General features: G+C 68.5%; 20 protein-coding genes. 16 read left to right on the plus strand and 4 right to left on the minus strand.

The window, feature by feature from the left end:
• Nucleotides 1-16 precede the first annotated feature (16 nt).
• From QZM35_RS18275 to QZM35_RS18340, 14 genes are all read left to right on the plus strand, one after another.
• The gene (locus QZM35_RS18275) at nt 17-1,414 is read left to right on the plus strand and encodes an NAD(P)/FAD-dependent oxidoreductase (RefSeq protein ID WP_301776558.1); all 1,398 of its coding nucleotides are present in this window, start codon (nt 17-19) and stop codon (nt 1,412-1,414) included.
• Nucleotides 1,411-2,127, plus strand: a complete 717-nt coding sequence (locus QZM35_RS18280) for an ABC transporter ATP-binding protein (RefSeq protein ID WP_089425080.1) — start codon at nt 1,411-1,413, stop codon at nt 2,125-2,127. Before QZM35_RS18275 ends, QZM35_RS18280 begins: the two co-directional genes overlap by 4 nt.
• Nucleotides 2,124-3,533: an ABC transporter permease gene (locus tag QZM35_RS18285; RefSeq protein WP_301776559.1), complete on the plus strand. Its 1,410-nt coding sequence runs from the start codon at nt 2,124-2,126 to the stop codon at nt 3,531-3,533. The genes QZM35_RS18280 and QZM35_RS18285 overlap by 4 nt, the downstream gene beginning before the upstream one ends.
• 51 nt (nt 3,534-3,584) lie before the next feature.
• Nucleotides 3,585-4,364 carry an outer membrane lipoprotein-sorting protein gene (locus QZM35_RS18290; protein WP_089425082.1) on the plus strand — a complete coding sequence of 260 codons (780 nt, stop codon included), beginning with the start codon at nt 3,585-3,587 and terminating at the stop codon, nt 4,362-4,364.
• 98 nt (nt 4,365-4,462) lie between these two features.
• Nucleotides 4,463-5,719, plus strand: a complete 1,257-nt coding sequence (locus tag QZM35_RS18295; protein WP_301776624.1) for a hypothetical protein — start codon at nt 4,463-4,465, stop codon at nt 5,717-5,719.
• 19 nt (nt 5,720-5,738) lie between these two features.
• Complete coding sequence (locus QZM35_RS18300; RefSeq protein ID WP_089425083.1) at nt 5,739-6,155, plus strand: DUF4345 domain-containing protein; 417 nt, start codon at nt 5,739-5,741, stop codon at nt 6,153-6,155.
• A complete protein-coding gene (locus tag QZM35_RS18305; protein WP_301776560.1) occupies nt 6,148-7,242 on the plus strand; it encodes a triacylglycerol lipase in 1,095 nt (364 codons plus the stop codon). The genes QZM35_RS18300 and QZM35_RS18305 overlap by 8 nt, the downstream gene beginning before the upstream one ends.
• Before the next feature lie 3 nt (nt 7,243-7,245).
• Nucleotides 7,246-8,271 (plus strand): lipase secretion chaperone, encoded by a 1,026-nt coding sequence (locus tag QZM35_RS18310; protein ID WP_301776561.1) that lies wholly within the window; start codon nt 7,246-7,248, stop codon nt 8,269-8,271.
• A 445-nt stretch (nt 8,272-8,716) separates the two neighbouring features.
• Nucleotides 8,717-9,493, plus strand: a complete 777-nt coding sequence (locus QZM35_RS18315; protein WP_089425086.1) for a Crp/Fnr family transcriptional regulator — start codon at nt 8,717-8,719, stop codon at nt 9,491-9,493.
• Between the two features lie 106 nt (nt 9,494-9,599).
• Nucleotides 9,600-11,999, plus strand: a complete 2,400-nt coding sequence (locus QZM35_RS18320) for a bifunctional diguanylate cyclase/phosphodiesterase (protein WP_301776562.1) — start codon at nt 9,600-9,602, stop codon at nt 11,997-11,999.
• 19 nt (nt 12,000-12,018) lie between these two features.
• The gene (locus QZM35_RS18325) at nt 12,019-12,756 is read left to right on the plus strand and encodes a TenA family transcriptional regulator (RefSeq protein WP_089425088.1); all 738 of its coding nucleotides are present in this window, start codon (nt 12,019-12,021) and stop codon (nt 12,754-12,756) included.
• Nucleotides 12,757-12,849: 93 nt separating this feature from the next.
• Nucleotides 12,850-13,596 (plus strand): response regulator transcription factor, encoded by a 747-nt coding sequence (locus QZM35_RS18330; protein ID WP_089430911.1) that lies wholly within the window; start codon nt 12,850-12,852, stop codon nt 13,594-13,596.
• Between the two features lie 297 nt (nt 13,597-13,893).
• Nucleotides 13,894-15,723, plus strand: a complete 1,830-nt coding sequence (locus tag QZM35_RS18335) for an acyl-CoA dehydrogenase (protein WP_089430912.1) — start codon at nt 13,894-13,896, stop codon at nt 15,721-15,723.
• 148 nt (nt 15,724-15,871) lie between these two features.
• Complete coding sequence (locus tag QZM35_RS18340; protein WP_089430913.1) at nt 15,872-16,852, plus strand: NADPH:quinone oxidoreductase family protein; 981 nt, start codon at nt 15,872-15,874, stop codon at nt 16,850-16,852.
• A 70-nt stretch (nt 16,853-16,922) separates the two neighbouring features.
• On the opposite strand, the gene QZM35_RS18345 is transcribed toward QZM35_RS18340, so the two are convergent.
• On the minus strand, nt 16,923-17,567 hold the full coding sequence (locus QZM35_RS18345) for an SGNH/GDSL hydrolase family protein (protein WP_301776563.1): 645 nt from the start codon (nt 17,565-17,567) through the stop codon (nt 16,923-16,925).
• A 30-nt stretch (nt 17,568-17,597) separates the two neighbouring features.
• A complete protein-coding gene (locus tag QZM35_RS18350; RefSeq protein ID WP_174975641.1) occupies nt 17,598-18,134 on the minus strand; it encodes a PadR family transcriptional regulator in 537 nt (178 codons plus the stop codon).
• A gap of 151 nt (nt 18,135-18,285) precedes the next feature.
• Between QZM35_RS18350 and QZM35_RS18355 the strand changes: the two genes are divergently transcribed.
• Both QZM35_RS18355 and QZM35_RS18360 read left to right on the plus strand, forming a co-directional pair.
• On the plus strand, nt 18,286-20,310 hold the full coding sequence (locus QZM35_RS18355; RefSeq protein WP_089425094.1) for an FAD-dependent oxidoreductase: 2,025 nt from the start codon (nt 18,286-18,288) through the stop codon (nt 20,308-20,310).
• A gap of 43 nt (nt 20,311-20,353) precedes the next feature.
• A complete protein-coding gene (locus QZM35_RS18360; RefSeq protein ID WP_089425095.1) occupies nt 20,354-20,794 on the plus strand; it encodes a nuclear transport factor 2 family protein in 441 nt (146 codons plus the stop codon).
• Nucleotides 20,795-20,828: 34 nt separating this feature from the next.
• On the opposite strand, the gene QZM35_RS18365 is transcribed toward QZM35_RS18360, so the two are convergent.
• Nucleotides 20,829-21,134, minus strand: coding sequence for a hypothetical protein (locus tag QZM35_RS18365; protein WP_301776564.1), 306 nt, complete (start codon nt 21,132-21,134; stop codon nt 20,829-20,831).
• Between the two features lie 148 nt (nt 21,135-21,282).
• Entirely contained in the window at nt 21,283-22,350 is a 1,068-nt protein-coding gene (locus QZM35_RS18370; protein WP_301776565.1) for a maleylacetate reductase, read from the minus strand.
• Nucleotides 22,351-22,357: the final 7 nt, after the last annotated feature.

Raw genomic sequence — 22,357 nt, forward strand, 5'->3', positions numbered from 1 at the left:
GAAGAGGAGATCCACCATGACGGAACGCAACGACGGCGCACGGTACTGCATCATCGGTGCGGGCGCGGCCGGGATTGCCGCCGCGAAGAACCTGCTCGCGGCCGGCATCGGCTTCGACGTGATCGAGCGCGAGGACGATGTCGGCGGCAACTGGTACTACGGCCGGCCGAGCGGCGCGGTGTATCGCTCGATCCACATGATCAGCTCGAAGCGGTTTTCCGAATACACCGATTTTCCGATTCCCGACGATTACCCGACCTACGCGCGCGGCGACCAGGCGCTCGCGTATCTGCGAGCGTACGCGCGGCGCTTCGGCGTGTACGACCGGATCGAGTTCGGCCGCTCGGTGCTCGAGATCGCGCCGGTTGCCGGCAGCACGCAGTGGCGCGTCGAACTGGATCGCGGCGAGGTGCGCACCTATCGCGGCGTGATCGTCTGCAACGGCCATCTGTCGCATCCGCAACTGCCCGACTATCCCGGCCGCTTCGACGGGCTGCAGCTGCATTCGTCGCAGTACCGCACGCCGGAGATCTTCAGCGGCAAGCGGGTGCTGGTGGTGGGCGCCGGCAACTCCGGCTGCGACATCGCGGTCGAGGCCTCCCATCATGCACGCGCGGTGTTCCACAGCACGCGGCGCGGCTACTACTACTGGCCGAAATTCCTGTTCGGGATGCCGGCCGACGAGTGGGCCGAATGGCCGCTGCGGCTGCGCATGCCGCTGTGGGCGCGGCGTTTTTTCGGCGAGCGGCTGCTGCGCCTGACCACGGCCGGGCAGCCGGCGGACTACGGGCTGCGCAAGCCGGACCACAAGCTGTTCGAATCGCATTTCATCATCAACTCGACGCTGTTCTATCACCTGGGCCATGGCGACCTCGCCGCGCGGCCCGACGTGCGCGAGCTGAAGGGCGATCGCGTCGTGTTCGTCGACGGCAGCGAGGAGCCGGTCGACGTGATCGTGTACGCGACCGGCTACCGGCCGAGCTTTCCGTTCATCGACCAGGCGCATCTGCAATGGCCGAAGTCGCGGCCGTCGCTGTACCTGAACATGTTCGACGCGCAGCACCGCGACCTGTTCTTCATCGGGCTGTTTCAGACATCGACCGGCAACTGGCCACTGATGGACTATCAGGCGCAACTGCTCGCCCGCTACCTGCATGCACGCGATGCGGCGCCGCGCAAGGCCGCGCGCCTGGACCGGCTGATCACGCGCGGCCGCTCGGACTGGAGCGGCGGCATCGCGTTTCATCGCACGCCGCGGCACGTGATCGAGGTCGAGCATTTCGCCTACCGGCTGCAGTTGCGGCGGCTGATCCGCGGGCTGCCGGCCGTACCCGGCGAAGCCGGCGCCCACGCCGGCGCGAGCGCGTCGCAAGCGGCGCCGGTGCGGCACGTGCGCGCGGGAGGGGCGTCGTGAGTCTCGTGACCGTCGAACACCTGTCGAAGACCTACCTGCTCGACAGCGTGCGCGTGACCGGGCTCGCCGACGTGTCGGCGACGCTCGACGCGGGCCGCTTCACCGTGCTCAGCGGCCCGTCGGGAAGCGGCAAGACGACGCTGCTGAACATGATCGGCTGCATCGACCGCCCCGACAGCGGACGCGTGACGATCGCGGGCCAGGACACCGCGTCGCTATCCGACGACGCGTTGTCGGATTTTCGTGCGCGCCACGTCGGCTACGTGTATCAGACGTTCAACCTGCTGCCGGTGCTGTCCGCGTACGAGAACGTCGAGTATGCGCTGCTGATGGCGGGCTGGGCGCCCGCGCGGCGCGCGGCGCGGGTGCGGGACCTGCTCGATGCGGTCGGGCTGGCCGACAAGGCGCGGCACCGGCCGAGCCAGCTGTCGGGCGGCCAGCGCCAGCGGGTCGCGATCGCACGGGCGCTCGCGGCCGAGCCGGCGATGGTGCTCGCGGACGAGCCGACCGCGAACCTCGACAGCGCGACCGGGCACGCGATCATCGAACTGATGCGCGCGATCCAGCGCGAGCGCGACGTGTCGATCATCGTGTCGTCGCACGATCCGCAGGTCGTGCGCGTCGCCGACGAGGTGATCCGGATCCTCGACGGCCGCATCGTCGGCCACGACCGCGGCGGCGACGATGCCGCGGCGCAGGAGGCAGGCCGATGACCCATACGCTGATGCTCGCGCTGCGCAACCTGCAGCGCAACCGCCGGCGCTCGCTGACCACGCTGCTCGCGATGATCGTCGGCGTCAGCGCGATCCTGCTGTTCGGCGGCTTCAGCCGCGACATCACGCTCGGCCTGCAGACCGACTTCGTGCAGCGCAGCGGCCATCTGCAGATCCAGCGGCAGGGCTATTTCCTGTACGGCACGGGCGATCCTGCCGCGTACGGCATTCGCCGCTACCCGGCGCTGATCGAGCAACTGCGGCGCGATCCGCAGCTCGCTCCGCTGCTGCAGGTCGTCACGCCGACGCTGCAGTTCGGCGGGATCGCCGGCAATTTCGCGGCCGGCGTGTCGCGCACGGTGATGGGCTTCGGCGCGATTCCGGACGATCAGTACCGGATGCAGCAATGGAATGCATACGGTTTTCCGCTGCGGCCGCGCGAATTCGCGTGGCGAGGCAGCGCCGACGACGCGGCGATCGTCGGCCTCGGCGTCGCGCGCGTGCTGCATCTGTGCGGGCCGCTGCACGTGCCGGATTGCCAGGACGCGCCGGCCGGGCCGGCCGAGCCGCCGGCCGACGGCCCGGCCGCGACCGCGCCGCCCGACGTGCTGGCGCTCGCGCAGGGCGAGGCCGGTGCGCGGCCGGCCGACGGCGGCGCGACCCATATCGAGGTGCTGACCGCGAGCGCGGGCGGGGCGCCGAACGTCGGCCGCTTCTCGGTCGTGAAGGCGGAGCAGCAGGGCGTGAAGGAACTCGACGACGTGTATCTCGCGGTGCGTCTGCCGCAAGCACAGCGGCTCGTCTACGGCGGCGCCGAACCGCGCGCGACCGCGATCGAGATCCAGCTCGCGCGCACGACCGATCTGCCGGCGGCGCGCGCGCGCCTGGCGCAGTTGCTGCACGGCGGCTTCGACGGCCAGCCGCTCGACGTCGTCGACTTCGCGACGCTGAACCCGTTCTACGACCAGACCAACCGGATGTTCTCGGTGATCTTCGGTTTCGTGTTCGTGCTGATCAGCGCGATCGTGCTGTTCGTGATCAGCAACACGATGAGCACGGCGATCATCGAGCGCACGGTCGAGATCGGCACGCTGCGCGCGATGGGGATGCGGCGCGGCGGCATCCAGGCGCTGTTCGTCTGCGAAGGCGCGCTGCTCGGCGTGGCCGGCGCGTCGCTCGGCGTGCTGGTCGCGCTCGCGATCGCAGCGGCCGTCAATCACAGCGGGCTCGCGTGGACGCCGCCCGCGCGGATCGACGCCGTCGCGCTGACGGTGCGCGTGTGGGGCGAGTGGCGCTCGATCGCCGTCACGTTCGTCGGGCTCGCGTGCGTGGCCGGGCTGTCCGCGTGGCTGCCGTCGCGGCATGCGGCGCGGCTGTCGATCGTCGACGCGCTGCGGCATGTGTGATGCCGCCCGTGCATCGCGTGGTTCGTTCATTTCACTTTCGGGAGAGCGCACGTGCGTCGCCTGTTCGTTTCATGCTGTCTGAGTCTTTCGTTCCTGGCCGGCGTCGCGCCTGCGCAGCCGGCGCCCGATCCGCAGAAGGTGCTCGCGGCGAGCGACGCGATCCGCACGCCGGAGAAATCGTTCGTGCTGACCGCGACGCTCGTCGAGTACCGCTCCGGCAAGCAGGTCGACGGCAATACGCTGTCGATCTATTCGAAGCCCGATGCGCCGGGCGGCGCGTTCCGCACGCTGGTGCGCTTCGTCGCGCCGGCGCGCGACACGGGCAAGCTGATGCTGAAGAACGGCAACGACTTGTGGTTCTACGATCCGGCGAACCAGGCGAGCGTGCGGATCTCGCCGGACCAGCGGCTGCTCGGTCAGGCCGCCAACGGCGACGTCGTGACGGTCAATCTCGCGCACGACTATACGGCCGAGCTGAAGGGCATCGAGGACATCGCCGACGGCGACCGGCAGACGCGCCGCGCATACCGGCTCGCGCTCACCGGCCACGGCGACGGGCTGACCTACCGCCGCATCGAGATCTGGATCGACGCGGCGAACAGCCGGCCGCTGAAGGCGCGCTTCTATTCGGAAAGCGACCGGCTGCTGAAGACGGCGTTCTACCGGCGCTACACGATGCAGCTCGGCGTCGAGCGGCCGACCGAGACCGTCATCATCGACGGGCTCGACAGCAACTGGGTCACGGTCATGCGCTTTTCCGACTACGCATGGCGCGACATTCCCGATGGCTGGCTGCAGCGCGACTACCTGTCCCGCTTCCAGGCGCAATGACGGTGCGGCGTCGAGGCCGGATCACCGCGCTCGCGTGTGTGCTGCTGCCGGCGCTCGCGTGCGCGACCGAGGCGGGCGGGGCGGTGGGGGCGGCCGGCATGGGCGGTGCGGGCGGCGTGGATACGGCCGACGTGGATACGGCCGACGTGGATACGGCCGACGCCGCGGCGCTCACGCTCGCCGACCAGTCGCCCGCGCCGTCGGCCGATACCGCGAAGCCGTGGAAGCTGAACGTGCAGGACGCGTTGCGCACGAGCCGCTATCGCGACGGCGGCGATGCGGGCCGCAACCAGCTGTCGATCGAATTCGAATACGGGCAGTGGCTGACGCCGGCCTTCGCCGCGCACTTCTCGATGCGCTTCGACCGCTTCGATCCGCTCGGGACGTCGCGCACGTCGTCGCGCGACGTGACGCTCGTGAAGGAAGCGTATGCGAGCTGGCGTGCGTCGCCGGCGTTCGTCGTCGACGCGGGGCGCGTGAACGAGCGGCTCGGCGCGGCGATCGGCTACAACCCGACCGACTTTTTCCGCGCGGGCGCGGTGAGCCTCGACGTGCCGCCCGACCCGGACAGCCGCCATACGAACCGGCTCGGCACCGTCGCGCTGCGCGCGCAGCAGGTGTGGGACACGGGCTCCGTCGCGGCGCTGCTGTCGCCGCGGCTCGAACGCCGCGCCCTGCCGGGCGACGCGGCCGCGGCGTCCGACCTGCAGCGCACCAACGGCGTCGATCGCTGGATGCTCGTCGCGAGCCAGCGGTTCACCGCCGCGCTCCAGCCGCAATGGATCGTCTACGGCGAAAGCGGGCAGGCGCCGCAGTTCGGCCAGAACCTGAGCGTGCTGCTCGGCAACTCGGTGGTCGCGTACGTCGAATGGGCGGGCGGCTACCGGCGCTCGTTGATCGCGCGGGCGACCGGCGCGGGCCACGACAGCGCGTTTCGCCCCAGTTCGTCGGTGGGCGCGACGTGGACGCTGCCGGTCGACCTGTCGCTGAGCGCCGAATTCCAGAGCAACGGCGGCGGCGCGGATGCCGCGCAGTGGCGATCGCTGCAGCGCGCGAACCCGTACGCGTGGGGCAGCGCGGTGCGCACGACCATTGCCGCGCAGGAGCTGCAGACCCGTCACGGCGTGTTCCTGATGGCGGCGTGGCGCAATGTCGGCGTGCGCCGTCTCGACCTGTCGGGTTTCATGCAGGCCGATCTCGGCGGCGGCCGGCAATACTGGGTCGAGCTGCGTCGCCGCTTCGACCGGTTCGACGTCGCGCTGCAGTGGCTGCGTCAGGACGGGCCGTCGTGGAGCCGCTTCGGTGCGATGCCGGAGTCGAGCAGCGTGCAGGTGCTGGGCATTTTCTATCGATGACGAGGCAGGGAGAATTCGAATGAGCAAACGTGCGCTTCAGGCGGCGACCGCCGTGCTTGCGCTGGTCCCGACGATCACAGGGGGGCTCGGCATGATGGGCATTCACGATCCGCTGTATGCGTCGCTCGGCATTGCGCTGCCCGCGGACGCGACGCTGGACGGCAACCTGCGCTTCTACGCGGGCGTGTGGTTCGGGCTCGGGCTCGCGGCGTTCTCGGTGATCCCGCGAATCGAGCGCCAGGGTCGATTGTTCGCGATGCTCTGGGCGATGATCTTTCTCGGCGGTATCGGGCGGCTGATTTCACTCGCGTCGCTCGGGCTGCCGTGGCCGCCGTTCGTCGGCTTCACGGCGCTCGAAGTCGTCGGCGCGCCGGCGTTCATCGCCTGGCAGCGGCACGTGGCCGCCCGCGCAACCGGGGAGCACGCACATGCATGACATCGACCGCTTCATCGACCGGCGCGCCGCGCTCGCGCGACGCCTGGCTCGCGTGTGCGCGCGCTTCCTGTCCCGCGCGGCGCTGCTCGCCTGCGTCGCGCTGGCTACGCCGCCGGCCGGCGCCGCGCTCGACCACTACGCGGCCACCCGCTATCCGATCATCCTCGTGCACGGCCTGACCGGTACCGACGACTATTTCGGCGTCGTGCCGTACTGGTACGGCATGCAGGCCGACCTGCAACGGCATGGCGCGACCGTCTATGTCGCCGACCTGTCCGGTTTCCAGAGCGATCTCGGTCCCAACGGGCGCGGCGAGCAACTGCTCGCGTACGTGAAGCAGGTGCTCGCGGTCACGGGCGCGGCCAAGGTGAACCTGATCGGGCACAGCCAGGGCGGGCTGACGTCGCGCTACGTGGCGTCGGTCGCGCCCGCGCTGGTCGCGTCGGTCACGACGATCGCGACGCCGCATCGCGGCTCGCAGTTCGCCGATTTCGTGCTGGGCGCGCTGAAGCTCGACCCGACGGGCCTCACGACACCGGTGTTCGGCACGCTGCTGAACCTGTTCGGGATCCTCACCAGCGACAAGCACAATACGAACCAGGATGCGATCGCCGCGCTCAACGCGCTCGGGACGACGTCTACCGCGCAGTTCAACCGCTTGTTCCCGAGCCCGGGCCTCGGCGCCGGCGCGTGCGGCACCGGCGCACCGGCCGAGACGATCGGCGGCAACCTGCATCTGCTGTATTCGTGGAGCGGCGCCGCCTACCAGCCCGTTTCGCTGCTCGGCATCGTGACGGGGGCCGTCGACACCAGCGTGATTCCCGTCATCGACCCGGCCAATGTGCTGGATCCGTCGACGCTGATGTTCCTGACGGCCGGCAACGTCATGGCGCTGGCCGGCGCGGGGCCGAACGACGGCTTCACGTCGACCTGCAGCGCGCTGTTCGGCACGGTCATCTCGACGCGTTACCGCTGGAATCACTTCGACGCGATCAACCAGTTGCTCGGCATTCGCGGCGCGTATGCGGAAGATCCGGTCGCGGCACTGCGCGTGCATGCGAACCGGCTGAAACTGCAGGGCGTGTGAGCGATGAGGACCGGGACGCTGTTGCAGCGCGCAGTGCTATATGGCGCGGCCGGCACGATCGCGGCGGCCGCGGTGTGGCACGCGCTCGGCCCGCCTGCGGTGCCGGCGGCCGTCGCGGGCGCCGCGCCCGCCATCGACGCCGGGGCGCCCGGCGCGGCGGCGGTGCGCCCGCCCACGGGCGCCGGGGCCGATGTCGCGCTGCCCGCGGCGCTGGCGGGGTCGAGTGCGCCGCGCCTGCCGGTCGGGCCGGACGGGCATCTCGCGAAGCGGCGCGCGGTGCGGGAATTCTTCGATTACTTGCTGCTCGCACGGCACGATCTGACGCCGGCCGCGCTCGATGCGCTGGTGGCGCGCGCGCTCGCCGCGCAGCCGATCGGCCCGCTCGCGCAGCGCGATGCGCTCGACCTGTGGCCGCGCTATCGCGCGTGCGTCGCGGCGTTCGATGCGCAGCCGGGTGTCGCGTCGCCCGGCCCCGGCCTCGATCCGGACGCGATCGCGGGTGCGCTCGAGCGGCGCGCGTCGCTCGCGAGCCGTTGGCTCGGCGACTGGAGCCCGCCGTTTTTCGGCGACGAATTCCGGCAGCAGCGCGACGACCTCGAGCGAATCCGGATCGCGCGCGATCCGTCGCTCGGCGATGCGCAGAAGCGCGAACGTCTGGCCGCGCTCGATCAGTCGCTGCCGCCCGGCATGCGCGACGCACGCGAGCGGCTCGCGCGGCAGCGTGACGCGATCGCGACGGTCGCACGGCTCGACGCGCAGCGCGCGACGCCCGATGCGCTGCGCGCGCAGCTCGGCGCCGACATCGCCGGGCGGGTCGTGCAGATGCAGCAGCGCGACGACGCCTGGCAAGCGCGCTATCGCGACTACACCGCTGAACGCACGCGGCTCGACGCGCAACACCTCGCGCCCGACGCACGCGACGCGCAGCTCGCGCAACTGCGACAGCGCGATTTTCCGGATCCGGCGGACGCGCTGCGCGCCGCGTCGCTCGACGCGGGCAGCACGTCCGGCGCCGCAGCCGCGCACTAGCGCGCGGCCTCACCCGATGTCGGCACGGCATGCCGGCGCGAGCCCGCTCATTCCACGCCCGTCATCGCGGAAGTGTGGGGCATGTCACTCAACCCGCATTATTTCAGATAATGAATTATTTTGATTTGCGGATGTAATCGCATTCCGGGGAATTGAATTTCATTGGTAATTTTCAATGATTCAAAAGGAATCCATTTTTGTTGAGCGGAGATTTAAGCGTTCAATGAATGATTGGCCGTGAAAAAACTCCATGTGGCTGAATAAACTGTCAAATTACTTCATGTAACAAAGGCGGGGCGGCGCGAAGGACGGGCCTGCGTGATACCTTTTTGCTCAATGAAACCGGGATGAAAGCGTCAAAGCCGGGAAAACCAGAAAATCCATCCGGTTTAAAAGAGCATGAAGTTCGATGGCAGGGGCAGGGATACAACGTACGAGGTGCGCCGTGATACACGAGGCAAACAACGTCATCGAGTTGCCGCATGCACTTGGTGCCAATCATTTCCTGGCTGCGCTTGACGGAATGAAACTCGCGGAACTGGCGCCTCATCTGCAGCTGGCGAATCTCAAGACCGGCGAGGTGCTGTGCGAAGCCGGCGAGAACCCCGGTGCCGCCTATTTCCCCGTGACGGCGGGCATTTCGCTGCAGTACGCGTCAGGGGGCAAGGCGACGCTGAGTGTCGCGGAAATCGGCCGCGAGGGTGTCGTGTGCGACGACATCATCGGCAGTGCGATGCAGCGGCGCGTGGTCGTCTATCGCGGCGGCTTCGCCTACCGGCTGCCGTCACGCCGGTTCGCGCAAGCGTGCGACGCATCGGCCGCGATGCGGCGGCAGGTGTTCGCACGCATGCAGCTCGCGCTCTCGCAGGCGTCGCAAGTGATGTTCTGCAGCCGTCATCACGCGATGCGGCAGCAGCTCGGCCGATGGCTGTTGATCGCCTACGAGCGCTCGCGCAGCATCGAGATTCCCGTCACGCACGGCATGCTCGGCCAGTTGCTGGGCGTACGGCGCGAGACCGTCTCCGACACCACGCGGCAGCTCCACGAACTGGGCCTGATCCATCAGCACCGCGGCGCGATCGTGCTGTCGGATCTCGCGAATCTCGAACGGCACGGGTGCGACTGCCATCGCGTGATCCGGGACGAAGCGCGCCGCATCCTGGCGGTCGATGCCGTGGCGAATGCCGGCGTCGGGTCGTCGTGCCGGGTGAGGACGACCTAGCCGCCCCGGGGCGCGGCGAGCCACGCGGGCGCGGAGCAGGGAGAGGCATCGATGCCGGACGCCCGGCCGGTGGCGTCGACAATAATCAGAAAAGCAGCCATTCAGTATGGAAAACATGTCGAAGCGCCAGAGTGAGCGCAGCTCGTTTTACGTGTGGCCGTGGAGTCCGGCGCTGGGCATCCTGCCGATCGTTGTCGTGATCGTCGCGCTGGCGGGGTTCGTTGCGGTCAGCCTGATCGTGATCATGTCGCTGCGTGTGTATGTCGGCGGCGAGAGCAGCTGGTCGAAGGCGCAGAAGGATGAGGTGATCCTGCTGACGCGCTATGGCCAGACCGGCGACGAGAAGCTGTTCGGCGACTACCTGACGGCCGACCGGACCCTCACGTTTCTCGGCGTCGCGCGCCGCGCGATGGTCGGCGTGCCGGCGGATTCCGGCATCGCGCGCGCGGCGATGATCGCGGCCGGCATCAATCCCGTCGATGCGGCGGCGGTGGTGTGGTTCTATCCGCTCCTGAGCAGCTTCGCGAGCCTGAGCGTCGCGCTGCGGTACTGGGAGGACGCGGACCGGCAACTGGTCGACCTGCGCCGGCTTGCCGACGCGCTGCGCGAGGCCGTGCAGGCGGCCGACGTGCGCCGCACGCGCCGTCTGAACCGCGAGATCTGGGATCTCAATTCGCGCATCGAGCCGCTGCCGAAGCGCTTTTCCGACGAACTGAGCGCCGAATTCCGCTCGGCGGTGATCCAGCTGTTCCTGTCGTACCTCGTGGCGTCGCTGCTGATCCTCCTGCTGTCGGTGCGCTGGGCGAGTCGAGCGCGACGTCAGCAGCTGTCGATGCAGACGGAGCTCGACCGGAGCCAGGCGTTCGCGGAAGCCGCGCTGCGCTCGGTGGCCGACGCGATCATCACGATCGGCCTCACGCGCAGCATCGAGACGCTCAACCCGGCGGCCGAGCAACTGCTCGGCGCATCGTCGGACCAGTGCGTCGGCAAGCCGATCAACGACGTGCTGGACCTGATCGATACGTCGACCGGCATGTCGATCAAGCTGCTCGCGTCGTTCAGCAACAGCGGCGATCACACCTTCACGCGCGATCTCGACCTGATCCGCGGGTGCCGTTCCGCGGTGGCCGTGCGCGCCTCGCTGTCGAAGATGGACAACGCGGCGGGCCACTGCGTCGGATACGTGCTGATCCTGCGCGACATGTCGCGCGAATACCAGCTGATCGAGAAGCTGACCTGGCAGGCGTCGCACGATGCGCTGACCGGCCTCATCAACCGCTCCGAGTTCGAGCGGCGCCTCGGTGAAGCGCTGACGCAGCGCGCGGGCGGGATGCTGATGGTGCTCGATCTGGACGGCTTCAAGGAAATCAACGACGTATGCGGCCACGCGGCCGGCGACGCGCTGCTGCGCGACGCGACGGCGCTGTTCCGGCGCGGCCTCGACGACGCCGACGTGGTCGGTCGGCTTGGCGGCGACGAGTTCGGCATCCTGTTGCCGGCCGGCCGCGACGGTGTGCCGGACGGCGGCAAGGCCGAGCGGATCCGCGCGAGCGTGGAGGATTTCACGTTCCGATGGGAAGGCGAGCCGTTCAAGATCAGCGTCAGCATCGGCGTGCTGGATCTCGCATGCCGGCCCGACAACGTCGAGACGGCGATGCAGATGGCCGATATCGCCTGCTATGTCGCGAAGGACCGCGGCCGCAATCGCGTGCACGTCGCCGATTCGCGCGACCTGAATTCGGGCCGCCAGGCGTATCACATGCAATGGAGCCGCCGCGTGAAGACGGCGCTCGAAACGGATTCGTTCCAGTTGTATGCGCAACGGATCGTGCCGATCCAGTCGGGACACGACGCGCAGGAACACGCGGAAATCCTGCTGCGCATCCCGGACGCTGACGGCAAGCTGATCTCGCCGGTGTTCCTGCCGGCCGCGGAGCGCTACGGCCACATGACGATGATCGACCGCTGGGTCGTGCGCACCGTGATCCGGCGCCTCGCGCGGCTCGAGCGGCGCCAGTACGTCGAATACAACGTGAACCTGTCGGCGATGTCGATTACCGACGAGCGCTTCGTCGAATTCGTGATGGCCGAGCTGTCGGCGTCGGCGCTCGATCCGTCGTTGCTGTGCTTCGAGATTACCGAGACGAGCGCGGTGCGCAACCTGGAAATCGCGTCGCGCTTCATGTGCGAGCTGCGCGATCTCGGCTGCCGGTTCGCGCTCGACGATTTCGGCGCCGGCATGTCGTCGTTCTCGTATCTGCGCCAGTTGCCGATCGACTATCTAAAGATCGACGGCGGCCTCGTGTCGAATATGACGTCCGACCACATCAAGCGCGGCATCGCGTGCGCGATCAACGACGTCGCGCACGTGCTGCAGTACCGCACCGTCGCCGAGCACGTCGAGGATACGGCGACGGCCGACATGCTGCGCGCGCTGGGCGTCGATTATTGCCAGGGCTATTACTTCGGCCGCCCCGCGCCCTGGCAGGAAGGGGGCTTTCATTGAACCACGGAGGATCGAACGCATGAGTGCTCCATTTGAGCTGACCGGCGACCTGATGGACCTGGCCAGCTATCCCGGCTGGTTGCGCGATGTGGTCGGCGCGACCGACGAGCTGAAGGCCCGCGTTCTCGCGCATCCGGTGTTCGCGGCGATGAGCGCCGGCACCTTGCGCGCGTCGCAGCTGCGCACGTTCTTCGTGACCGGCTGGGCGGTGGTCAGCCAGTTTCCGGAGTACATGGCGATGAACCTGGTGAAGACCGCCGCGTATCGGTCGCGCGGCGACGAGAAGGCGCGGCGCTACCTGATCCGCAACATCCGCGTCGAGCAGAATCACGTCGACCACTGGGCCAACTGGGCCGCCGAGTCCGGCGTGACGATCGACATGATGCTGGGCGGCGATGCGTCGCCGGACGGCTTCGCACTGAGCCACTGGTGCTGGCGCAGCGCCAGCGCCGACGCACTCGCGCCGAGCATCGCCGCGACCAACTATGCGATCGAAGGCGTGACGGGCGAATGGAGCGCGCTGCTGTGTGCGTCGTCGTACGAGACGCAGTTCGATCCGGCGGCGCGGCATCGCGCGATGCGCTGGCTCAAGTTGCATGCCGACTACGACGACCGGCATCCGTGGGAAGCGCTCGACATCGTCGCGACGCTGCTCGGCCGGTCGCCCGCCGCCCGCGACGTGCGCGACGTCGAGACGTCGATTCGCAAGAGCCTCGGCTATTTCGCGACGAGTCTCGATTGCTGCATGCAGGGGTAGGAGCCGGCACCGCGCGATCGCCGGCGCGCGAGCCGGCAGGATCGGCGCAACGTCGGCGTGTGTCGTCCAGGTTGTCGTGTCGAGCAATTTTTCATGGCCACCCAAGTTCTCGTCGTAGAGTCGAATCCGCGCACGCGCGACATGATCCGCGCGTTGCTGCGCAGTGCGCAGATCGATACGGCCGCGTTCGACGACGTGTCGATGTTGCCGACGCGCGTGGCGGCGGGGCCGCCGGCGCTGGTCGTGCTGCGCGTCGAGCAGCCGGCGACGCCCGCGTATGTGGCGCTCCGCGCGCTGCGCCGCGCGGGGTGCGACATCCCGGTGATCGTGCTCAGTCGCAGCGCGCAGACGCCCGACAAGGTCGTCGCGCTCGAGATCGGCGCGGACGACTACGTCGTCGAGCCGTTCGAGCCGATGGAGTTCATCGCGCGCGTGCGCTGCGCGATGCGCCGCCACGCGGCGACCCGTCCTCAACGGCCGCGCGCATCCGGCATTCCCGCGCCCTATGCATTCGGCGACATCGAGGTGGATTTCGCGAACCGGCGCGCGAGCCGCGCGGGGCGCGATCTCGGGTTGCGCGCGAGCGAGTTCACGCTGCTCGAGCTGTTCATCACGCAGCCGATGCGCGTGCTGTCGCGCACCGAGATCCTCGTGCTGCTCGGACTCAAGACGGCCGGGCGTTCCGAGCGCGGGCTCGACGTGCTGATCTTCCGCCTGCGCAACCTGATCGAGCAGGCCGTCGGCGACTATCGCTATATCCGCACCGTGCGCGGCAAGGGCTACATGTTCGTGCCGCTCGGCACGCTCGCCGACGACGGGCCGGCACCGCCGGACGCATGAGCGCCGCGGCCGGCTTTCACGATCCTTCCCGCCGGCCCGCTTGCAGCCGGATGACCGGGCAAGCGAGCATCCGGGCATTGTCGGTTTAGAACGACCGTGCTAAATTCCCGCCAGCACTAGCAGTCACCGACTCACAGATCCGGTGCCGGCAACCGGCGCCCACGACGCGCGCCGGCGGGCCGCCCGACAGGAGACAGACGTGATGGAGCTTGCATCGTTCGGGCGTGCGCGGATCGACCGCGGCGCGCAGCGTACCGGCCGCGCGCCGCGGGCGCCGGGCACGCGGAGGGCAGCACGATGAGCCTGTTGATGTCGCGGCGCGATCTCGCGTTCCTGCTGTATGACTGGCTCGACGCGCAAGCGCTCGTCGCGCTGCCGCGTTACGCCGAGCACAGTCGCGAGACGTTCGACGCAGTGCTCGACACCAGCGAGCGGATTGCCGAAGACCTGTTCGCGCCGCATGCGGCGCGCGGCGATCGCGAGGAGCCGCAGTTCGACGGCGAGCGCGTGACGCTGATCCCGGAAGTCGAACCGGCCGTGCGCGCCTTTGCGGATGCCGGGCTGATCGCCGCAGGCCACGACGAAGCGCTCGGCGGCATGCGCTTGCCGAAGCTGGTCGAGGCCGCGTCGTTCCTGTTCTTCCAGGCAGCGAACATCGCCACGTCCGCCTATCCGTTCCTGACCGCCGCCAACGCGAACCTGCTCGTCGCGCACGGCAGCCCCGCGCAGATCGACGCATTTGCGCGCCCCGAGCTGGAAGGGCGCTATCTCGGCACCATGTGCCTGTCCGAGCCGCAGGCCGGTTCGTCGCTGTCCGACATCGCGACGCGCGCGGATTTCGAAGGCGATTCGCCGCTCGGCCCGCGCTACCGGCTGACCGGCAACAAGATGTGGATCTCGGGCGGCGAACACGAACTGACGGAGAACATCGTCCACCTCGTGCTCGCGAAGATTCCCGACGAACACGGCCGGCTGCTGCCCGGCACGCGCGGCATCTCGCTGTTCATCGTGCCCAAGTACCTGCCGGGCGGCGACGGCGCGGCGCAGGGCGAGCACAACGACGTGGTGCTCGCGGGGCTGAACCACAAGATGGGTTACCGCGGCACCACCAACTGCCTGCTGAACTTCGGCGAAGGCACGCGCTACCGCCCGGAAGGGCGCGCAGGCGCGATCGGCTATCTGGTCGGCCAGCCGAACCACGGCCTCGCCTACATGTTTCACATGATGAACGAGGCGCGCATCGGTGTCGGCGCGGGCGCGGTGGCGCTCGGCTACACGGGTTACCTGCACGCGCTCGACTATGCGCGCAACCGGCCGCAAGGGCGCCCGCTCGGGCCGGCGGGCAAGGATGCCGCCGCGCCGCAGGCGCCGATCGTCGACCATCCGGACGTGCGGCGCATGCTGCTCGCGCAGAAGGCCTATGTCGAAGGCGGTCTCGCGCTGATCCTGTATTGCGCGAAACTGGTCGACGAAGCACGCGCGCACGACGATGCGGACGTGCGCGCTCAATCCACGCGCCTGCTCGACATCCTGACGCCGATCGCGAAAAGCTGGCCGTCGCAGTGGTGTCTCGCGGCGAACGACCTCGCGATCCAGGTGCACGGCGGCTATGGCTACACGCGCGACTATGCGGTCGAACGGCTCTATCGCGACAATCGTCTCAACCCGATCCACGAAGGCACGCACGGCATCCAGGCGCTCGACCTGCTGGGCCGCAAGGTCGCACAGGACGATGGCGCGTTGCTGCACGCACTCGATGCGCGGATCGGCGCGACTGTCGAACGCGCGCGGACGCTCGATGCCGACCTGCGCGAGCGGGCCGATGTGCTGGCGCGGCGGTGGGCGCGGCTGGTCGAGGTCACACGGCAACTCGGCGCGATCGGCGATCCGCAGGCGCGGCTCGCGAACGCGAGCGTCTATCTGGAAGCGTTCGGCCATCTTGTCGTGGCATGGCTGTGGCTCGACGTGACGCTCGCCGCGCACGGGCACGCCGACGATTTCCACGACGGCAAGCGTGCGGCGGCCCGCTATTTCTTCAACTGGGAATTGCCGAAAGTGGATGCGCAGCTCGATCTGCTCGCGAGCGTCGACACGACGACGCTCGACATGCGCGACGCGTGGTTCTGATCATTGCTTCACCGACATTCCGGTATGAAGACGATGTCGCGGATGCCGATTCCGTCGGCTGTTGCGGATTCGTCGTGAACCGGCCATGCGGGCGCGCCCCGCAGGATGACTCGATGCGCGGCGACGCCGCACAAGGAGAGAGACGAACATGAAAGCCCTGTTGTGTACCGCATTCGGCCCGATCGACAGCTTGCGCATCGAGGACGTGGCGATTCCCGAGCCGGCCGCGGGCCAGGTCCGGGTTCAGGTGAAGGCCGCGTCGCTCAATTTCCCCGACGCGCTGATTGTCCAGGGGCTGTACCAGGTGAAGCCGGCGCTGCCGTTTTCGCCGGGCGCGGAATTTGCCGGCGTGATCGACGCGGTGGGCGAGGGCGTGACCGCGTGGCAGCCGGGGGATGCGGTGGTCGCGTTCACCGGGCACGGCGGCTTTGCGCAGCAGTGCGTGGCCGACGTGCACCAGATTGCCGCGCTGCCGCCGGGCATGACATTCGAGCAGGGCGCGGCGCTCGTGCTGGCGTACGGCACGTCGCTGCACGCGTTGCAGCAGCGGGCGCGGCTGCAAGCAGGCGAGACATTGCTCGTGCTGGGCGCGGCGGGCGGCGTTGGCCTCGCCGCGATCGAGATCGCGAAGGCACTCGGCGCACGCGTGATCGCGGCGGCGTCGAGTGCGGACAAGCTGGCGCTGTGCCGCGAAGCGGGCGCCGACGAGACGATCGACTATGCGACCGAAGACCTGCGCCGCCGCGTGGACGAATTGACCGGCGGGCGCGGTGCGGACGTCGTCTACGATCCGGTGGGCGGTGCCTACAGCGAAGCGGCGTTGCGCGCGACCGCGTGGCGCGGCCGGTTCCTCGTGGTCGGCTTCGCGGCCGGCGAGATTCCGAAGCTCGCGCTGAACCTGGCGCTGCTCAAGGAGCGCGACATTCTGGGCGTGTTCTGGGGCGATGCGGTGCGCCGCGAACCGAAGCAGCATGTCGCGAACATGCGCCTGCTGGCCGAATGGTTCGCGGCCGGCAAGGTACGACCCGCGATCACCGAGCGTGTGTCGCTGGCCGGTGCGGCCGATGCGATCGCGCGGATGGCCAACCGGCAGGTGAAGGGCAAGGTGGTGATCCTGCCGGACGCGTGACCGGCTTTCCGCGCGCGGCGTGCCGTGTTCCGGCACACGCCGCGCCGCTGCCGTTCGGCGCTCGTGCGCGTTACGCGATCTGCTGCAGAAGGGCCGCGACCCGCTGCCCGAGCGCACGATGCTGATCGGCCGCGAAGTGAACGCCATCCACCGGGCTCACCTCGATGATCGCGCCGGCATCGAGAAAGTGCGCACCGGCGTCGCTTGCCACCTGTTCGTACCGCTTCGCGAGCTGCCGCGACTTCGCTGCGCCGCCCGCGAAGATTTCGCCGAGGAAGCCGACTTCGATGATCGGCGCAGGTGCCATCAGCACGAGCGTCGGTGACGTACCGGACGGGCCGGCACCGCACGCGGCGATCTCGGCAAGCAGCACGCCGACCGACGTCGCGATGTCGGCCGATGTGACCGAGAAGCGTGTCTTCAGATCGTTGGTCCCGAGCATCAGCACGACGACATCGACGGGCAAGTGACTTTCGACGCACGCGCGCAGATACGACAAACCGTTCTTGTGCCGGCCTTCGATCGGATCGTCATGCACGGTCGTGCGCGCGGGCAATCCTTCTTCGATGACCCGCCAGCTCGCGCCGAGCGTTTGCGCCAGCACGCCGGTCCAGCGTTCTTCGCGTGCGAACCGCTCCAGTACGCCGGCACGCGTCATCGGGCGTGTACCGTGTGTGTTCGAATCGCCGTAGCAGAGCACGGTTTTCTGCGTCATCGTCAGGTCCTCCGTCAGTCGTTCAGTCGTTCAGTCTTTCGGCAAGCGCAGCACGTCGAGCGCGTGCTGCGAGAATTCGACCCAGAACCGCTCGTTCGCGATGCCGGCTTGAAGGACCAGGTGCTGAAGGCGCTTCGTGCGCGAATCGGCGCTTTCCGAAAAGTCGCGAGCCTCGATCTGCAGATACAGGTCGAGCTTCTCCTGGTGCAGCGCGATGCGCCGCCTGATTTCGTCCTCGAGGCCGGCTGGGCCGAGCACCGCTTCCGCGCGCAGGCGCACCATCAACGCTTCGCGCAGCGGCGTCGGGTCTTCCGGTTCGGCGATCCAGCGGCGCAACTCCTTCTTGCCCGCCGGCAGGATCCGGTACGCGCGCTTGCGGCCGCGCCCCGATTCGGCCGGCAGCGATTCGATCCAGCCCGTTTCCTCGAGACGTCCCAGCTCGCGATAGATCTGCTGGTGCGTCGCCTGCCAGAAATAACCGATCGAGCGATCGAAACGGTCGGCGAGTTCGGAGCCCGAACCCGGGCGTTCGGCAAGCGCGGTGAGGAGTGCGTGGGGCAGGGACATGTCGGATCGGAGGAGGCCGCGGAATGAACCGCATCTTGCCATATCGGGGCCACAGTACAAGATGACGGATGCGTTTATGCAACGGGTTGCATAAACGAAAGCGGTCGACTACTATCTGTGCAACTTGTTGCATAAAAATTGGAGACACCCCATGACATCGCGTTATCCGCATCTGACGACCCCGCTCGAGCTCGGCTTCACGTCGCTCAGGAACCGCGTGCTGATGGGGTCGATGCACGTGGGCCTCGAGGAAGCGCCGAACGGCTTCGAGCGGATGGCGGCGTTCTATGCGGAGCGTGCGCGCGGCGAGGCCGGCCTGATCGTCACGGGCGGATTTGCGCCGAACGAGCGGGGCCGTCCGGCGCCCGGCGGCGCGATGCTGACGACCGAAGCAGAAGCGGAGCGTCATCGTGTCGTGACGCGCGCGGTGCATGCGGAGGGCGGCAAGATCGCGCTGCAGATCCTGCATTTCGGGCGCTACGCGTATCACCCGGCGCTCGCCGCGCCGAGCGCGCTGAAGGCGCCGATCAACCCGTTCACGCCGCATGCGCTGACGAGTGATGAAGTCGACGAGACGATCGCCGATTTCGTCCGATGTGCGGCCCTCGCGCAGCAGGCGGGCTACGACGGCGTCGAGATCATGGGATCCGAAGGCTATCTGATCAACGAATTCATCGCCGCGCGCACGAACCATCGCGACGACGCATGGGGCGGCGCGTACGAGAACCGCATCCGTTTCCCGGTCGAGATCGTGCGGCGCGTGCGCGAGCGGGTCGGCACGAACTTCATCATCATCTACCGGTTGTCGATGCTCGATCTCGTCGAAGGCGGCTCGACGCTCGACGAAGTGATCCGGCTCGCGCAGGCGATCGAAGCGGCCGGTGCCACGATCATCAATACGGGCATCGGCTGGCACGAGGCGCGCATTCCGACCATCGCGACGAAGGTGCCGCGCGCCGCGTACGCCTGGGTCACGCGGCAGTTGATGGGCAAGGTCGGCATCCCGCTCGTCGCGACCAACCGGATCAACACGCCGGAAGTCGCGGAGCAACTGCTGGCCGACGGCTATTGCGACATGGTGTCGATGGCGCGGCCGTTTCTCGCCGATGCCGAGTTCGTGCGCAAGGCACGGGAAGGGCGCGCGGACGAAATCAACACGTGCATCGGCTGCAACCAGGCCTGCCTCGACCACACGTTCAGCGGCCGGATCACGTCGTGCCTCGTGAATCCGCGTGCGTGCCATGAAACCGAGCTCGTGATTCGCCCCGCGCAGCAGCGCAAGCGGATCGCCGTGGTCGGCGCCGGGCCGGCGGGCCTCGGCTTCGCGGTCACCGCGGCCGAGCGCGGTCATGCGGTGACGCTGTATGAAGCCGGCGCCGAGATCGGCGGCCAGTTCAACATCGCGAAGAAGGTGCCCGGCAAGGAGGAGTTCAACGAGACGCTGCGCTATTTCCGTCGGCAGCTCGAACTGCGCGGCGTGACGCTCCACCTCAATACGCGCGCGACCGCCGAGCTGCTGCTGCAACACGAATTCGACGAAGTGGTGATCGCGACGGGCATCGTGCCGCGCACGCCACCGATCGACGGTGTCGGGCACGCCAAGGCGCTCGGCTATCTCGACGTGCTGCGCGACGGCAAGGCGGTAGGACGCAGCGTTGCGATCGTCGGCGCCGGCGGGATCGGCTTCGACGTCGCGGAATATCTCGTGCATCGTGCGGGCGCCGGGCACGTCGACGCGGACCGCTTCTTCGCCGAGTGGGGTGTCGACCCGTCGTATGCGAACGCAGGCGGCTTGCGTCACGCGCACCCCGAGCCGGCAGCGCGGCAAATCCATCTGCTGCAGCGCAAGGCATCGAAAGTTGGCGACGGGCTCGGCAAGACCACCGGATGGATCCACCGCACGGCGCTGAAGGCGCGCGGGGTCGGGATGTCGTCGGCGGTGACCTACCGGCGTATCGACGACGATGGATTGCACGTGACGATCGATGGCATCGAGCAGACGCTGCCGGTGGACAACGTCGTGATCTGCGCGGGGCAGGAGCCGTTGCGCGAACTGGCGGAGCAACTGGAGACCGCCGGGCGCAAGGTGCAGGTGATCGGCGGCGCGTACGAAGCGGCCGAGCTCGACGCGAAGCGCGCGATTCACCAGGGCACGACGCTGGCCGCGACCCTTTGAGACCGATACGTTTCTTTTCCGCCCGACGATACAGGAGTTTTCGATGACGAACGCACCGCTGCATCTTCAACCCGCTGTCGCGCAATCGCTCGACACGTGGCACGCGATGGTCGAACGCAAGGATTTTGACGCACTGGAATCGATCGTCCATCCGGACGCCGTGTTCCGCTCACCGATGGCGTTCAAGCCGTACGGGCCGGCGCCCGCGTTATTGCTGGCGTTGCGCACGGTCATCACGATCCTCGAGGATTTCACCTATCACCGCCAGTTCGTCACCGACGACGGCGAGAGCGTGGTGCTGGAGTTCAGTGCGGCCATCGGCGACAAGGCGCTGAAGGGGATCGACATGATCCGCTTCGACGAAGAAGGGCGGATCGTCGAGTTCGAGGTCATGATCCGGCCGTTCAATGCGCTGCAGGCACTCGGTGCCGAAATGGGCGCGCGGCTCGCCCAGCAGTTGCCGTCGTTCAAGCTCGGCGGTTGAGCGGGGCGATTGCGGCGCAGTGGCCGCCGCGCGCTTAGCGCGCGAGTTGTGCCTGCGCGAGCCGCCCCAGGCAGCGGACGCCGTCCTCGATGTGTTCGTTCCACACGTGCCCCGCGCTCAGGCGCAGGCAATGGCGAAAGCGCCGGCTGGCCGAGAAGATGTCACCCGGCGCGAAGCAAATACCCTGTTCGAGCGCGGCATCGAACAGCGCGCGTGAATCGAATCGCTTCGGCAGTTCGAGCCAGAGCACGAAGCCGCCGGCCGGCCGGCTCACTTTCGTGCCAGGCGGAAAGCAGGCCTCGATCGTGCGCGTCATCCGCGCCAGGTTGTCCTCGAACACGCGCCGGACGCGGCGCAAATGCGCGTCGTATGCGCCGCTCCGCCAGGAAGTCGGCCAGCGCGAGCTGCAGCAACACGGGGCCCAGCATCGATGCGGCGACGAGGCCGGTCGGGCCGTAGCCGACGATCGCGTCGTCACAGTGTTCGATTCAGCGCGCGGTCGTACCGGGCAGGTTGCCGTCGAATGCGTCCTGCAGCAGCGCGCGCAGGCCGTCGCGTTCGATCGGGCGCGGGTTCCAGTACGGATTGGCGGCCGCGAGATCGGCGGCGCGATCGAGGTCGGCTTCCTGCATCCCGATCGCCTTCAGCGAGACCGGCGCGCCGTTGTCGAGCGCCAGGGCGTAAAGGCCGCGTGCGGCGTCGTTCGTGCCGATCGCGCGGGCGATCCGCTGCATTGCTTCCGGCGCGTGCGCGGCGTTGTACGCGAGCGCATGCGGCAGCACGACCGTGTGGGTCGGCGCGTGAGGCAGGTTGAAGCTGCCGCCGAGCGTGTGACAGAGCTTGTGGTGCAGCGCCATGCCGACGTTGCCGAGCACCATGCCGCACAGCCACGCGCCGTAGAGCGCGTCGCTGCGCGCGTCGAGATCGGCCGGGTCGCGCCGCACGCCGGGCAGGCCGCGCGCGAGTGCGCGAATGCCTTCTTCGGCCACGAGGCTCATCACCGGATTCGCGTTGTTCGCGTAGAGGCCTTCCGCCGCGTGCGCGATCGCATTGAGGCCGCTCGTCACCGACAGCCCGATGGGCAGCGTGACGGTGAGCGCGGGATCGTAGATCACCGTCTTCGGCAACACGCGAGCGTCGGAGCCCGTGCGCTTGACGCCGCCTTCGGTCAGGCCGTAGATCGGCGTCATCTCGCTGCCGGCGTACGTCGTCGGAATCGCGAGGATCGGCAGGCTGCTTTCGAGCGCGATCGCCTTGCCGAGGCCGATCGTCGAACCGCCGCCGATCGCGATCGCGCAGTCGGCATCGCGCGACCTGGCGAACGCCTGCGCATCGCGGGCAATCTCGATCGGCACGTGCATCGTCGCGCGATCGTACAGCCCGGCCGCGCGCGCACCGAGCCGCTCGACGAGGCGTTGCGCGAGATCGCGCTGTTCCGGCGTGCAGAGCACGATCGCGCGTTGCGCGCCCAGTTCCAGCACTTCGCGTTCGAGATGCTCGAGGCTGCCTGCGCCGAAGATCACGCGGGCGGGGCGGGCCAGGTAGATGAAATTCATGGCGTCG

Source organism: Burkholderia sp. AU45274 (assembly GCF_030482505.1).
In the GTDB taxonomy this organism is placed as follows: domain Bacteria; phylum Pseudomonadota; class Gammaproteobacteria; order Burkholderiales; family Burkholderiaceae; genus Burkholderia.